Raw genomic sequence first — 14,924 nt, 5'->3', positions numbered from 1 at the left:
TGGAGGCTCGTGTGTCAATAATAAAAATGTTTGGAAAGAAAACAGCCAAGCGTCCGGTCAACTCTGATATGGACAAACAAAGAAAATACGAAGCACTCGTGCGCGCCTATCATCGTGACCTCTTTCGCTATGCCTATTGGCTATGCAAAGACAAAAGCATTGCCGAAGATTTAGTTCAAGAAACTTGCCTTCGTGCATGGAAGTCACTCGATAGCCTACAAGATGAAAAAGCCGCAAAGTCATGGCTGATTACTATCTTGCGCCGCGAGAATGCTCGACGTTTTGAACGCAAACAATTTGATCTGGTTGATATCGACGATCATGGTAACGATGCTAGCATCAGTGATGACCCACATCATCAACACCAATGGTTGCAAGCGCAGATCATGAAACTTGAAATCGAATACCGTGAACCCCTCTTCTTACAAGTGATTGGTGGTTTTAGTGGTGATGAGATCGCCGATATTCTCGATCTTAACAAAAATACGGTGATGACACGTTTATTCAGAGCTCGAAATCAGTTGAAAGAGATGCTGGATACAGAAGAGGCAGAGAGGGGGCAACATAATGGATGATTTGGAATTTCGTCGTCGTGTATTGTCGGAACCTAAGCAACGTACACAAGACATTATTGATGCAGCAGCGAATAGTGAAGCCAATAGTAATTTCTTAGACGATGTACTATCACTTGATAAGCAAATCCATTCAGCATTGAATGTGGATGTGCCAGACGATCTTGCTGATCGTATTCTGTTCAATCAGACCTCAAGCGAAGAAAGCAAAGTAGTAAGGCCTACGTTTGCGAGACGAGCAATGGCAATGGCTGCCTCGGTGGCATTTGTTGCTGGTTTATTAGTTGGCCAAGTGAATTGGGGAAATGCATTCGTTTCACCTGCGCAAGCTAGTTTAGTTGATACGGCGATGAAGCATGTTGTTGATGAGAAGAGCTTTGTTAGTAACATCGATGAACAGGTCACATCGCAGCAGATCAATGCAAAAATGAATCCATTTGCTTTTCAGTTTGATGATGCTTTCCCTTACCACGTCTATTACCTGAACCACTGTGGTTTTGGCAAATCCAACGCAATGCACATGGTTTTCCAAGGCGAAAAAGGCAAAGTCACGCTGTTTTTAACTGGCATTCCGACTGACAAGTCTATCGACTTTGATGAAAAAGGCATGTCAGGCTCGGTAACACCGATCGATGGCAGCAGTTTGATCCTTGTAGGGGAAGATGGCGAGGATGTCTCTAAAATCGCCGAAAAGCTGACAAAAATGATCAAACCAATGAGCTAACTTGCTCTCAAAGCCCCGTAACAAAAGGCCCAGCAAGTATACTACTGATATTGCTGGGCTTTGTTTATCAATAATCCAAAAAACCATTCACCACACCAATGCCTCTAGAGTTAAAACTCTAAAAAACAGCATTTCTCTCCATTTTCGTGCCAGATAGGCGTCATTTCCATAATTTTACCCTCAAAATTTCCAATGGTCGGATTTGTATATCGTATACTTCCGAATAGGATCAGCCACCATTGAGCAATTGCTCAAATTAATCGCCCTGTAGAGGCGGATATATAAAGGAATAAATGAATGACTACCAACAACACGCGTCTGTTTAAAAAGTCTCTTTTAGCAGTAACAATTACACTGGCGTCTTCGCAAGCGATGGCAGCAGGTTTCCAACTTAACGCACAATCAGCAACCGGCATCGGCCGTGCTTTTGCTGGTGATGCAGTAATCGCAGATAACGCGTCAGTAATGGCACGTAACCCTGCAGCAATGGCACTATTTGATAAAACTGAGCTATCTCTTGGTTTTGAAAGCATCACTTCAATGATTGAAGTCAACGACGTTAACTACGTTGGTGGCAAAGTTCCGGTAAATAATACTGATGATGTAGGTGACACATCAATCGCGCCTAACATCCACCTTATCGTTCCAGTAAATGATAAATTTGCTTGGGGTATCAATGCCTACTCAAACTTCGGTACTAAAACAGAGTTTGACGACAACTACCCGGCAGCTGAATACGGTGGCTTAACGGATGTTAAGAGCGTCAACTTTGGTCTTGCAGGTTCTTACCGACTAGACGACCAATGGAGCTTCGGTGCAGGTTTAGACCTTATTTATGGTCAAGGTACGATGAAACGTACCGCTGGTGCTGGTTTTGGTAAAGGAAATCCATCTAAGGGAATTCCACCGGCAGGCACCTCTTTATTAAACGTCGACAAAGCTGATGGTTGGGCTGTTGGTTTTAATGTTGGTACCGTTTACGAATTAGATGAAAACAACCGTTTTGGTCTAGCGTACCGTTATAGCCCTGAAATCACCGCTAAAGATGACAAGGGCCAAGAAATCACGCTACCACTACCAGACATCGCTGAATTCTCTGGTTTCCACAAAATTGAAGATACTAAGTTCGCAGTTCACTACTCTGTACAATGGATCGGCTGGGGTGACTTCGACCAGATCGAATTTAGAAACTTAGATCTAGCAACATCACCAGTTGGTGGGGCAAATGGTAGCTACAATAAAGAATACAAATGGCAAGATGGTTGGCACTACGCAATTGGTGGTACTTACTACCTAAACGATACATGGACACTACGTACCGGTTACATGTATGACACCAGTGCGCAAGACGAACTGACATCTATCTCTGTTCCGGATTCAGACCGTCAGTGGTTCTCTGCTGGTTTCACTTACCACATTGACACTGCTTCAAACGTAGACTTCGGCTTTACATACTTGTTAGGTGACGATGTGAAGGTTTCAGAAACCTCTTCAGGTACACCACTAACAGCGACGACACATGCTGATGCAATCCTATTAGGTCTTCAGTACAGCCGCAGCTTCTAATATAAAGTTAGCTATAACCCCAAAGGGTCGCATTGTGCGACCCTTTTTTGTTTTCCTAAACCACTGACCAACCTAAATTTAAGCTTACAACTGTAGCCTGCAGAGCAAATATACAGCTACAGGTGTACGCTCAAACTTCGCAACACAGCCGAAACATTTAGATGATTTCTCTAATAATTAAACACATTTGCTCATTTAATCCCTAAAACACTGTTTTATTCGAATTTCATTTTTAAAGTAATAACTCTAAAAGTAGAATCACGCCACTAAATACTTATGATTCAGTGAACATAATAATGAAAATGAATAAAACTCTTCTATCTGCTGCAGTGGCAGTAGGATTACTTTCGACTTCTACCGTAACTAACGCGGCAGGTTTTCAACTAGCAGAATACTCAGCAACAGGCTTAGGTCGTGCTTACGCTGGTGAAGCAGCAATGGCTGACGGTGCAGACACGCAATGGCGTAACCCTGCTATGCTGACTTACCTAGAAGGCACACAGGTTTCTGTTGGTGGTATCTACGTAGACCCAAACATTGATATTGAAGGGACTTCTACAACTCCGCGCGGTAAAACAACATCTAACTCTAGTGACTTCGCGCACAGTGCTTTTATTCCAAACTTTTATGCTTCTCATAAGTACAATGACAAATTTGCGTTAGGCTTTGCCGCTGGTACTAACTACGGCATGGCTACGGACCTGGGTAAAGACTTCGGCGGTGCAAACCATGGTAACGAAGCAAGTGTGACTACTATGGAGCTGAACTTGAACGCTGCATATCAAGTACTAGAGAGTGTTTCTATTGGTGGTGGCGTACGTTACATCATGGCTGAAGGTAGCTTTGGTGCAGTATCAACTAAAAACTCTCTTATTCCAGTGAAGTCTGGTACCTCTTTGAAATACATGGAAGGTGATGACACGGCATGGGGTTGGCAAGTTGGTACCGCTTGGGACATTAATGAAGACAACCGCCTTGGCTTTACCTACAAATCAGAAGTTGACCTGACTTTAGAAGGTTACGCTAAGGGTATTGGCTTCAACCCAACAAACCCAGTAGCGCACAAGAGTGGTTCAATGGATCTCGCTCTTCCGGCAACAGCAGAACTTGCAAGTTTCCATCAACTGACAGACACAGTAGCGGTTCACGCGAGTATTAACTGGACAAACTGGAGCAGCTTTAAAGAGCTTGTTGCTGATTTCCCTGGTGAAAAAAGCGTAGAGATCAAGCAAGAGAACTGGGAAGACAACTACCGTTTTGCAATCGGTACGACTTACCAAATGACCTCTAAACTAGCACTGCGTTCTGGTATTGCCTACGATACTTCAGCGGTAAGCGAAGAGCACCGTACTGCGACGATCCCAGAAACAGACCGCACTTGGTTAAGTATCGGTGCGGGCTACCAATGGTCTGAACAGCTAACTCTGGATGCAGGCTTCACTTACATTCTAGCGAAAGACGCGAAAATGCATGAAAAAGATCCAAAAGCAGATTACTTTGGTGGTAGCTTCGAAGGCGAAGTGACAGGCAGCATCTGGTTAGTCGGTATCCAAGCTAACTACCGCTTCTAGGCTAGTTACCTAATTATCTACTTACCTTCTTACCGAAAGGTAGAAAAGTAGAAAAGTAGAAAGCATTAAAAAGGCTCGATGTTGAATTAACATCGAGCCTTTCTCTTATCTGCTTATCTAAGCTTTGTCTCTAGTAATCTTCGAGATACTCATCAATGAAATCTTCTTCCTCAAGATCAACCTCTTCTGGCTCGATCTCAGCTTTAAAATCTTGACGTTGGATGTAAATATCACGAGTCAAAGCATATGGATCTGGAGAGTCATCTAATAAGGCTTCTTGCGAGGCCAACTGAGCACGTGTTTCCATACCTTCAAAGGCCCACTTCCCTAACTTTGCCCAAAAGGTAAACAGAGACAAAGGTACATATAAGCTATCCACTTGCTCTGTTACTTGTCGGGTCGTCACAGGGCCATATCCCGGCAGCATAAAATACGGTCCATTCCCTACCCCATAATGACCAATCGCATCAGAAAACGACTTTTCGTCATATTTGGTGATCCCCGCTTCGCTAGCAATATCAATCAGACCAAGAAGACCAAAGGTAGAGTTAATCCAAAAACGATTGAAATGATCGAGCGCTTTCCCACCATTACCCATAATGAGATTATTGAGCATACTTGATGGCTCATCTAAGTTGGCTAAAAAATTGGAAATACCAGAGCGAATTGGTACAGGGGTATAGTCAACATAGGCAAGAGAAACAGGTCGAACCAAATAAGGGTCGAGATACTCGTAGTTGATATCCCACATCGCTCGGTTGAAACCTTCAAAAGGGTCGTTCGGATGGGACTCTTCGACATATTCAGAGGTTTCGAAATTATCACCGCCATTGCTTTCATCTGGTACGCTCGAACAACCTACCGTTAAGCTTGCGATGAAGAGTAAACTCGAAAGTCTTAAAACACTGATAGACATATCACCTTTTCCATAAGGAATAATAAAAAAGGCCAGCAATCGCTGGCCTCAATTGGTTGCGTAAGTCTATACCGTTTTTTAATAAATCGGAATAGCTAACACCTATGCAAAGTAATGATTAATATTGCTTATTGATATCAATGGTAACTGGGGCACCCAGTTCAACCACTTCACTTTCACCGTACCAATCACCGTCTCGAGTTGAAACGTTACCATCTGTATCAAGCCTAGCTCTAACCATTAGAGTTTCAAGGCTGGACAGCTTCTGCCCTTCCAACATGCTGTTGCCATCATCAAGAACGACAGTACGAGGGAAAGTTCCTAGCGGATAACGAGCCGCAGCAATCGGCATTGGTGAGCCGTCAGCTCTGTGCACTGATACAACTAACACTGAACTAGGGGCAGCATTCACATCACCAGATAATTCAAGCGTTACAGCAACAGTTTTACCTTGGTCAACGCCCATAGCATTGCCCATTTTCTTCTGTGCACTTTCAATACTGCGCGACAACATTTCATAGCGACTGTCTTGTGGACCAATCATCTGTTGCATGATGCTCCAGTACTTAACAGCACCTGGGTAGTCTTGACGCTCAAACGCATCAAACGCTAGCAACGAGAACACACGAAGATCAACATAGTCGTTTTGAATCAAACGGCTCAAAATTAAACGAGCTTGGTTTTGATCCGCATCATCAGGTGAAAGCATCAATGCTTGTGCATAACCTAGCTGAACATCTTCATTCTTTGGCTCAAGCTTGTAAGCTCTTTGCATCGAATCTTTCGCAGTTTCCGCGTCGCGGTTAGCCAATGCAATACGACCTAATAGTAACCAACCTGTCGAATCTTTTGGTTGATAGTGCAGACGAGTACGAAGTGCCAGAGTCAAATCTTCTAGTTCATCATCCGTTAATGCACCACCTTCCGATGACATTAGCTTTTTAGACAACTCAGGAAGGTTTGAACTCACTTCTTGCCAGTGTTGGACTTTATCCAGAGCACCAAACTGAAAGTACATACCATATGTAACAACCACGACTAGGACAATAGATGGTACTACGACGCCCAATGTTGAGATTTGGGTCTTCTTCATCTCTTTCTGCGCAGGTACATCATCAAGTAGAGACTGTTTCAAATCAGCGATCAGCTCTTGTTGGTTATCAACAAGGCCTTCTTCTGCTTCTACTTCGAGCTCAACGAGACGATCTTTATAGAATGCTTTGTTCAACTCGTCGCGAAGCATTTCATCATTGTTCGCCTTCTTATTTATGAAGGGCAGAACAATTAAGAAAATAGCTGCTAGCGAAAGGATAATGGTAGAAATCCAAAATAGAGTCATTACTTCTTATCTCCGTCGTTCTCTTCATCGAGTAACGCTTTTAAACGAGCTTCTTTGTCTGCATCCCAGTCTTTATCTGACTCTACTGCTTTCGACTTTGACTTTCGGCTTCGTAAAATGATCAAACCGAAACCAAACACGACTACCGCAAACGGACCAACCCAAAGGATTGATGTGGCTAATGTGAGTGGTGGGTTGTAAGTAACAAAGTTACCGTAGCGAGCAATCATGTAATCAATGATGTCTTGCTTCGACTTGCCATCTTTTGTCATTTCATACACTTTTTGGCGTAAATCAACCGCAAGCTCTGCGTTCGAATCACCAATGGTGTTGTTCTGACATTTAGGGCAACGCAGCGTGTTGCTTAGCTCTTTGAACTGCTGCTCTTGATCAACGGTATCAAATTCATGAAATTCGATAGGCGCAGCAGAAACAGTCGCCGAAATAGCAAATGTAGCGAATAGAGCAATCAGTGTCTTCTTAATCATTTCGCTTCCTCCAACAACTCTTGGTACATCGGCTCAAGCGTCGATGCCCAGTTAGTTGGGTTCACGTCACCAACATGGCGATAACGAACTACGCCGTTAGCATCAATGAGGAAAGTCTCTGGAGCGCCATACACACCAAGGTCAAGACCTAGCATGCCGTTACCATCGAACAGGCTGATCAAGTATGGATTGCCCAGCTCTTTTAACCAACCTACCGCTTTATTGCGATCATCTTTGTAGTTAAGGCCAATAATCTTAACGCCTTGACCCGCTAACTTATTCAAGTAAGAGTGCTCTGCATAACAAGTAGGACACCAAGTCGCCCACACATTTAGAAGCAGTGGCTCACCTTTAAAGATAGCTTGATCATGGAACTTACCCGGTTGCTCTAAGTCTTCTAAACCGAACTCAGGTACTGGCTTACCAATCAATACCGATTCAAGTTTAGTCGGGTCGTCACCCGACTGGTTACGCATCAATTGAGTCGCAAAGATTCCAGCTAGAACCATGAACGCAATCAATGGAATGAATAAAATCTTCTTGTTCATTCGAATTAAGCCTCCTGCTCTTTAGTAGACTTTTTCGTTGGCTTACGGAAGCGGTAACGACGGTCACTGATAGCAATAACACCACCAATCGACATAATCAGAGAACCAGCCCAGATCCAACGTACAAATGGTTTGTAGTAGATACGCACAGCCCAAGATTTATTGTCGTCTAAACGCTCACCCATTGCGATGTAAAGGTCGCGCGTTACGCCACGATCAATCGCCGCTTCTGTCATCATCGACTTAGCGGTTGTGTAGAAACGTTTTTCAGCGTGAAGCGTGTTGATGTATTTGCCTTCTTTGGTAATTTCAAAGTCAGCAATGTAACCATCGTAGTTAGGGCCATCTTTGTCACGAACTCCTGTAAACAGGAAGCTGTACTCTTCAAGTTGGTAGCTTTCACCTGGTGCTAAGCGTACGTCACGTTCGATGCTGTAGTTTTGCACCATCGCAATACCAATCACTGTCACGGCCAAACCAATGTGACCACACATCATCGCCCAGTGGCTACGAGGTAGCTTAGTCAGGCCTTTCAGGAATGTATGACGGTGTGTCGCACGTTCATGAAGCTCAAAGCCATGCATGAAGATAATCCAGAATGCCATTACCCAACCGGCAAAAGCGGTACCGCTGAAACGGTCAGCCAAAATCGTAACCATTAGCGCACTTAAGCCCAGTGAGAATACACCTGAGATCAGCATAGGTTTAACGAGCTTAGATAGGTTGTCACGTTTCCAACGGATCAGTGGACCGATACCTAATAGGAACGAGAACGGGATCATTAACCAGAAGAACAACATATCAAAGAATGGTGCACCGATAGATACCGAGCCCAAGCCTAACTGTTTATGAACTAATGGCAGCAAGGTACCAACTAACACAACCACAAGTGCAGCAATCAATAGGATGTTGTTGCCGAGTAGCGCGTTTTCACGAGAAACCAAATCGAAGTTACCACGTACACGAACCGATGCGCCTTTAACAGCAAACAACAACAGTGAACCACCGATAACGAACACTAAGAAACCTAGAATAAACATACCACGGGCAGGATCCGACGCGAATGCGTGAACCGATACCAAGATGCCCGAACGAACTAAGAATGTACCTAGTAAGCTTAGTGAGAATGCAGAGATAGCCAGCAAGACTGTCCAAGCTTTAAATGTGCCACGCTTTTCGGTTACCGCTAGTGAGTGCATTAGAGCAGTACCAGCTAACCAAGGCATGAATGAAGCGTTTTCTACTGGATCCCAGAACCACCAGCCACCCCAGCCAAGTTCGTAGTAAGCCCACCATGAACCAAGTGCGATACCTACTGTTAGGAATAACCAAGCAGCGATTGTCCAAGGACGAGACCAACGAGCCCATGCCGTATCTAAACGACCGCTCATTAGAGAAGCGATTGCAAAAGAGAACGCTACCGAGAAACCTACATAACCCATGTAAAGCATTGGCGGGTGAATAATCAAACCCGGGTCTTGCAGTAGTGGGTTCAAGTCACGGCCATCAACAGGGAAGAAAGGCAATGTACGTAAAAACGGGTTAGACGTTACGATAATGAACAGCAAGAAGCCGACAGTAATTAAACCCATAATCGCCAGTACGCGAGCCACAGACTCTTGAGGCATACCACGACTAAACGTTGCAACTGCTACCGTCCAACCCGCTTGGATTATAACCCAAAGCAGTAGTGAGCCTTCATGAGCCCCCCAAACCGCGGTAATTCGGTAGTACCAAGGTAGTTGGCTATTCGAGTTACTTGCTACGTATTGAATCGTAAAATCATTTGTGTAGAACGCGTAACACAAGATAAAGAACGAAATCGCTAGGAATCCGAACATACCCCACGACAGCGGTCGCGCACTGTTCATCAATAATGTGTTATTTCGAGCGGATCCATACAGTGGGAGCACGCTTAGCAGCAGTGCAAGTCCCAAAGACAGGATCATCGCAAAATGGCCGATCTCGGCTATCATTGAGCATTTCCTTCTTTTTGTTCAGTCGTGTATTGCAAAGGCTCATGAGTTTTCTTCATTGCTTCAGCAACTTCAGAAGGCATATATTCTTCATCGTGCTTTGCCAACACCTCAAACGCTTCAATTGTCGTTGCATCCTTAAGGACACCTTGAGCAACAATACCTTGGCCTTCACGGAAAAGATCAGGAAGGATGCCATCATATAGAATCGTCACTTTAGGGCCTACATCAGCCAAATCGAAGCTAACACGCAATGATTCATTGTCACGGCTTACAGAGCCGACTACAACCATGCCACCAATACGTAAGCGTTGACCCACTTCAGGTTTTTTACCATCTTTGCCGTTGACGAGCTCGGTTGGTGTATAGAACAGATCCATGTTCTGGTTAAGTGCATAAACCATCAATCCAACAGTTGCACTGATACCAAAAAAGATCGCTAAGATAATGCCTAGCCTCTTTTTGCGTCTTGGGTTCATAGAGTGTTCTCCATATTTTTTGCTGCATCAATACGAGCTTGACGGTCAATCTTAGCTTGTACTTCATTTAATAATTGCTTACCACGACGAACGCTTACGACCAGTAAAATGATCATCGCGAGGAATGTGATTCCAAATGCACTCCATACATATGAGGCGTAGCCACCCATGGCAAAGAAATCACTCAGAGATTCAAAATACATAATTACCTACCCTACTACGCTTTATTAGCCGCTAGCTTGCGAACCCATGGACGGTGACTCTCTTTACTGATGATTTCGTTTCTAAAACGAACCATAGTCACAGCACCAAAGAAAAAGGCAAAACCGAAGATGTTAAGAAGAAGCGGCCATAGCATGTCACTTGAAATAGAAGGCTTATCAAACTTAGTAATTGTTGCGCCTTGGTGGAGTGTGTTCCACCACTCTACTGAAAAGTGAATGATAGGTAGGTTGATGACACCAACGATGGCCAAAATACCGGCTGCTTTTGCTGCGGTTTTTTGGTCGTCAAACGCATGGTGCAGTGCAATAACACCTAAATATAGGAATAGAAGAATCAGCTCTGAGGTTAAACGTGCATCCCAAACCCACCAAGCACCCCACATTGGTTTACCCCAAACAGCGCCAGTTAGTAACGCAATAAAGGTAAATACAGCACCGATAGGCGCCATAGCCAACGCAGCCATGTCTGACAGCCTTACCTGCCATACCAAACCGATAAAGGCGGCAATTGCCATCGACATGTATACACCCATAGACCAAATTGCAGACGGAACATGGATATAGATAATTCGGAAGCTATCGCCTTGCTGGTAATCAGAAGGGGCAAATGCAAGCCCCCATACAGTACCGGCGGATAGACACAATAGCGCTAGGATCGAAAACCATGGCAGAAGTTTACCAGCAAGCTGATAAGAGGTTTCTGCTTTGGCGTAGGGATGGAGCCATTTCCACATGTTGTAATCTCACTCTTACTTCATATTGCTTACAGCTATCACAGCTATCACAGCTATAATTATTATAATTTATTTGGCTTACAGCTTCTTTCAGTGACTCTAGGAGTTTGAAGGCTTTAAATAGTTCACTTTGAACATGCAAAGTGCTGGTGAGTGCGTAGTTAATCTTAACCAGGTAATTAACTAGTTAACACTCACTCTCAGTGCTGCACTGATGGCAAATGGGGTGAGCGTCATCGCGCCCATTAACATTGCCCCTAACACCGCTAATTGTCCGTTATACGCAACGCCTAACGCTGCGGCATCAATCGCTGATGTAGCAAATATAAGAATTGGGATATACAACGGCAAAATAAGCAGACTTAACAGCACACCACCTTTTTGTAACCCAACCGTTAAAGCCACACCAATCGCACCAATAAAGCTTAATGCAGGCGTACCGACCGATAACGTTAAGACTACCGATAACCAAGTATCGAAATCCAAGGACAGCAGTACCGCCAACAACGGACTGATCAATATTAATGGTAACCCTGTCAATAACCAGTGCGCTATGACCTTGGACAAGACTACCAACTGCAACGGGATGGGCATCAACATCATCTGCTCAAGCGCGCCATCTTGAAAATCATCACGAAACAAACGCTCTAAAGAGAGCAATGCAGAAAGCAAAGCCGCTACCCAAACAATACCTGCAGCAATACGTGCAAGTAGGTTTGGCTCAGGGCCGATACTCAATGGGAAAAGGGTGATGACAATAATAAAAAACCACAGAGGGTTAAAGATATCGGCTTGGCGACGAAATGCGATCAATAGCTCACGTCGGATGATCGTTGTCATTGAAGAGATCATATTACTCACCCAACTTTATTTTTCTTAGTTTCGGGCTATCAGCAAACATATCTTGGTGTGTGGTTAATAACACAATGCCACCCTTATCTGCATGCTGAGAAAAAAGAGACTCCAAAACCTTAACACCCTGCTTGTCTATTGCAGTCAGCGGTTCGTCTAGAATCCATAACATTTGCTTACTCAACCAAAGACGAGCCAATGCCACACGGCGCTGTTGCCCCGCTGAAAGTTGCCCTGCTGGTACGTCTTCTCTACCAGCAAGCCCCACTTGAGCCAATGCATTGTAAAGTTCTTCCTTACTCGTTCCACTGCTGTGAATCGATTGATAGAAGCTCAGATTTTCATAGGCACTGAGCTCGCGTTTCACGCCAGTTTGGTGACCAAGAAAAAGCAAATTTTGGTGATACATATCTCGGTTCGACTCAATAGATTCGCCATCCCAAGAGATAGTGCCGTCATCGCGGTCGCCTAGCCCGGTGATAATCCTAAGGAGTGTCGTTTTCCCAGTACCGTTACGACCTTCAACTTGAACCAGTTCACCGGGTTTCAATTGAAAAGACAACGATTCAAACAGAACCCTGTCGTCACGAATAGCAGTTAAATTTGAGACTTCTAGCATAGGTAAATTTAGTCGAGTAATGAGGGGGCTATAGTAGCACACCAATAAGGTGACAAAACAGGACTAGGCGTTTTCGAAAGGACAAACTCCGTAAGAAACTGTTACCACCGCATCACAATTTACACATTTTCATCAACAAACAAGATATTGCATTAGATACAAATACTTATAAACATCGTTCTATATAGGTATAACTGGCACAAAAAAAGAAGCCGAAGCTTCTTTTAAGAGGTGTGCGTGATGAACATCAATTGCTCATTACGCAGTAAGCGCTAAATTTAACGACGTCGAGTCGGGTCTCTGCGATCACGAGAGGATGCAGGTTGTTCATCATACGATGAAGGATTACTTCTTAACGAAGGGATTTTTTCCTTACCTGCGAGCTTATTCTGCAGAGACATCATCAGCTCAGCTTCTGCCTTAGGTAATTCACACTCTTCGATCAGTTCGTTTATCCCAGCCCCAAGCTGAACCATTTTAGTTGCACGTGTATACAAACGCCCATCGGTGTCCGCATGTTCCAACTCAACAATACGTTCATTCAAGTGTTTTATCAGATCTTGCTGTTCCGTCACTTTCTGACCAAGGCCAACCACAACAGAGCGAACTTCAAGTAATTGCTTACTCGATTTTTGAAGCTCTTTATCCAAGTTACGAACTTGCAGGCGTGACGTATCGATCTGCTTTTGAATTGCACTTTTTACTTTGCTAATCAAAATCACGATGAATAACGTAAAAACCCCAACTCCGACTATCAGAGCAATAGGGTTTAAAGAAAGCGCTTCAAACATTACAGGTGAGCCATCTCATCCCATTCGTCTTCACTTAACAGCTTGTTCAGATCGACTAAGATAAGAAGCTTGCCATCACGGTTACTAACACCTTGGATGAACTTAGCACTTTCATCAGTACCAACACTTGGTGTCGTGTCGATTTCAGAAGAACGCAGGTAAACAACTTCAGCAACGCTATCTACTAAAATGCCAATAACTTGACGCTCAGACTCAATAACAATAATGCGTGTGTTATCAGTGATTTCACCTTGCATCAAACCAAAACGAGAACGAGTGTCAATAACAGTAACAACGTTACCACGCAGGTTGATAATACCTAAAACGTAGTCTGGAGCACCCGGTACTGGAGCAATCTCGCTGTAACGCAATACTTCACGTACTTGCATTACATTGATGCCGTAAGTTTCTTCTTCTAGTTGAAATGTCACCCATTGAAGTACTTCATCATTTGTTTGATCTTTTCTTACTTCAACTTCACTCATATGAGACATAGATAATCCTCTTGCCGTCGTTACCGACCACTGTTGTTAACTTGATGCTTATATTGTACCAATCGTAGTACTAGCCCAATGCTTTTACGTCTAGCCCTGCATTTAGCATGGCGGTTAATGCTTCAACATGGATCAAAGCACACATTTTTTCTTTTACCATACCAGCGAGCCATGGCCGTTTCCCTGCCGTTTCTCGCCAGCGTACTTTATCTGTACTAAGCAGCTCGGTACCTTTAAGCTCTGTGCTCGCAAGCCCCCACAAGCTTTCGCCAAGCATGACTATATATTGATAATTTTCTTTATAATCATCACATAATAGCTTTTCAGGCATCACCCATTTGGCGGTATCAACCACGTCTAGCTTACTATCTCGATTAGTTTGCAACCCCAAATACCAAGCAGGTTTGCCAATAATATGACTTAACTCTTCGAGGCGATGAATACCCCCGAGCTCATCAAGTGGCACAGCAAACGTCACACCGTTCACATCAAAATACAGCACTTGAAAATCTTCAGTTCTAGCCGTCGTTTCCCATGATGTAAACTGACCGGCTCCACCAGCTTGAGTTTCAAGTTCGGTAAATGGCTCAATTTGAGGAGATTCAAGATCGGGTTCAGTAGCCTTAACTTCTACTTGCTCCGTCTCCAGCGATTCAGCTTGTAACTCTTCAATTTGCTGCGATTCAACAGGTGGCTCTACAGCAATTGATAAATCAGGTTCTGGAAGATCCCAATCTTGAATTTCAGGGTCTACAGACACTTGAACAGACTCTACTGCAGCGTCAAACATTTGCATGTCTGCCTGCTGAGCAATTTGCTGTGTGTTCCGATCCATCAACTCATCTAGATTCAGCTCATCGACAACATTAGTCGCTTCTAAACGACTCAGAAGTTTCTGAACATCCTCAAGATTCGGCACTTCAAATTCTGCAGCGCGTATTTCGGCGTAGCTTGAATAATGACTAGTCGTTAATTGTGGCTCTGGCTCTGGCTCTGGCTCTGGCTCTGGCTCTGGCTCTGGCTCTGGCTCT

The 14,924-nt window shown here is 44.0% G+C and carries 17 protein-coding genes; 4 read left to right on the top strand and 13 right to left on the bottom strand.

Annotation, left to right across the window (positions count from 1 at the left end):
- Positions 1-26 precede the first annotated feature (26 nt).
- The 4 genes from AB6D80_RS08755 to AB6D80_RS08740 all read left to right on the top strand — a co-directional run bounded on the left by AB6D80_RS08755 (position 27) and on the right by AB6D80_RS08740 (position 4,433).
- The gene (locus tag AB6D80_RS08755; RefSeq protein ID WP_009848515.1) at positions 27-575 is read left to right on the top strand and encodes a sigma-70 family RNA polymerase sigma factor; all 549 of its coding nucleotides are present in this window, start codon (positions 27-29) and stop codon (positions 573-575) included.
- Positions 568-1,296, top strand: coding sequence for a DUF3379 domain-containing protein (locus tag AB6D80_RS08750; RefSeq protein WP_371707236.1), 729 nt, complete (start codon positions 568-570; stop codon positions 1,294-1,296). Before AB6D80_RS08755 ends, AB6D80_RS08750 begins: the two co-directional genes overlap by 8 nt.
- Positions 1,297-1,593: 297 nt before the next feature.
- Complete coding sequence (locus AB6D80_RS08745) at positions 1,594-2,862, top strand: outer membrane protein transport protein (RefSeq protein WP_017099182.1); 1,269 nt, start codon at positions 1,594-1,596, stop codon at positions 2,860-2,862.
- A 296-nt stretch (positions 2,863-3,158) separates the two neighbouring features.
- Positions 3,159-4,433, top strand: a complete 1,275-nt coding sequence (locus AB6D80_RS08740; protein ID WP_372188315.1) for an outer membrane protein transport protein — start codon at positions 3,159-3,161, stop codon at positions 4,431-4,433.
- A gap of 130 nt (positions 4,434-4,563) precedes the next feature.
- Here the strand turns inward: AB6D80_RS08740 and AB6D80_RS08735 are convergent, their stop codons facing one another.
- The 13 genes from AB6D80_RS08735 to AB6D80_RS08675 form a co-directional block, all read right to left on the bottom strand.
- Entirely contained in the window at positions 4,564-5,349 is a 786-nt protein-coding gene (locus AB6D80_RS08735) for a VacJ family lipoprotein (protein ID WP_012603453.1), read from the bottom strand.
- A gap of 118 nt (positions 5,350-5,467) precedes the next feature.
- Positions 5,468-6,688, bottom strand: a complete 1,221-nt coding sequence (ccmI, locus tag AB6D80_RS08730; RefSeq protein WP_012603452.1) for a c-type cytochrome biogenesis protein CcmI — start codon at positions 6,686-6,688, stop codon at positions 5,468-5,470.
- The gene (locus tag AB6D80_RS08725; protein WP_009848521.1) at positions 6,688-7,176 is read right to left on the bottom strand and encodes a cytochrome c-type biogenesis protein; all 489 of its coding nucleotides are present in this window, start codon (positions 7,174-7,176) and stop codon (positions 6,688-6,690) included. The genes ccmI and AB6D80_RS08725 overlap by 1 nt, the downstream gene beginning before the upstream one ends.
- Entirely contained in the window at positions 7,173-7,724 is a 552-nt protein-coding gene (locus tag AB6D80_RS08720; RefSeq protein WP_009848522.1) for a DsbE family thiol:disulfide interchange protein, read from the bottom strand. Before AB6D80_RS08720 ends, AB6D80_RS08725 begins: the two co-directional genes overlap by 4 nt.
- 5 nt (positions 7,725-7,729) lie before the next feature.
- Positions 7,730-9,700, bottom strand: a complete 1,971-nt coding sequence (locus tag AB6D80_RS08715; protein ID WP_372188313.1) for a heme lyase CcmF/NrfE family subunit — start codon at positions 9,698-9,700, stop codon at positions 7,730-7,732.
- Positions 9,697-10,179, bottom strand: coding sequence for a cytochrome c maturation protein CcmE (gene ccmE / locus AB6D80_RS08710; RefSeq protein ID WP_009848524.1), 483 nt, complete (start codon positions 10,177-10,179; stop codon positions 9,697-9,699). Before ccmE ends, AB6D80_RS08715 begins: the two co-directional genes overlap by 4 nt.
- Entirely contained in the window at positions 10,176-10,382 is a 207-nt protein-coding gene (gene ccmD / locus AB6D80_RS08705) for a heme exporter protein CcmD (RefSeq protein WP_009848525.1), read from the bottom strand. The genes ccmE and ccmD overlap by 4 nt, the downstream gene beginning before the upstream one ends.
- Before the next feature lie 14 nt (positions 10,383-10,396).
- Positions 10,397-11,137 (bottom strand): heme ABC transporter permease, encoded by a 741-nt coding sequence (locus AB6D80_RS08700; RefSeq protein WP_009848526.1) that lies wholly within the window; start codon positions 11,135-11,137, stop codon positions 10,397-10,399.
- A gap of 183 nt (positions 11,138-11,320) precedes the next feature.
- Positions 11,321-11,989 (bottom strand): heme exporter protein CcmB, encoded by a 669-nt coding sequence (gene ccmB, locus AB6D80_RS08695; protein ID WP_009848527.1) that lies wholly within the window; start codon positions 11,987-11,989, stop codon positions 11,321-11,323.
- A 1-nt stretch (position 11,990) separates the two neighbouring features.
- A complete protein-coding gene (gene ccmA, locus AB6D80_RS08690; protein ID WP_372066510.1) occupies positions 11,991-12,608 on the bottom strand; it encodes a cytochrome c biogenesis heme-transporting ATPase CcmA in 618 nt (205 codons plus the stop codon).
- A gap of 278 nt (positions 12,609-12,886) precedes the next feature.
- Positions 12,887-13,399, bottom strand: coding sequence for a DUF2802 domain-containing protein (locus tag AB6D80_RS08685; RefSeq protein ID WP_372043856.1), 513 nt, complete (start codon positions 13,397-13,399; stop codon positions 12,887-12,889).
- Positions 13,399-13,893 carry a chemotaxis protein CheW gene (locus tag AB6D80_RS08680; protein WP_009848530.1) on the bottom strand — a complete coding sequence of 165 codons (495 nt, stop codon included), beginning with the start codon at positions 13,891-13,893 and terminating at the stop codon, positions 13,399-13,401. The genes AB6D80_RS08685 and AB6D80_RS08680 overlap by 1 nt, the downstream gene beginning before the upstream one ends.
- 70 nt (positions 13,894-13,963) lie before the next feature.
- Positions 13,964-14,924, bottom strand: a 961-nt coding sequence (locus tag AB6D80_RS08675; protein WP_372188311.1) for a chemotaxis protein CheW, incomplete at its 5' end; no start/stop codon positions are given.

The organism is Vibrio sp. 10N.247.310.17, from assembly GCF_041466605.1.
GTDB lineage: Bacteria > Pseudomonadota > Gammaproteobacteria > Enterobacterales > Vibrionaceae > Vibrio > Vibrio tasmaniensis_A.
The sequence above is the reverse complement of the archived record's forward strand: the minus strand, read 5'-3'. Positions and strand labels throughout refer to the sequence as shown.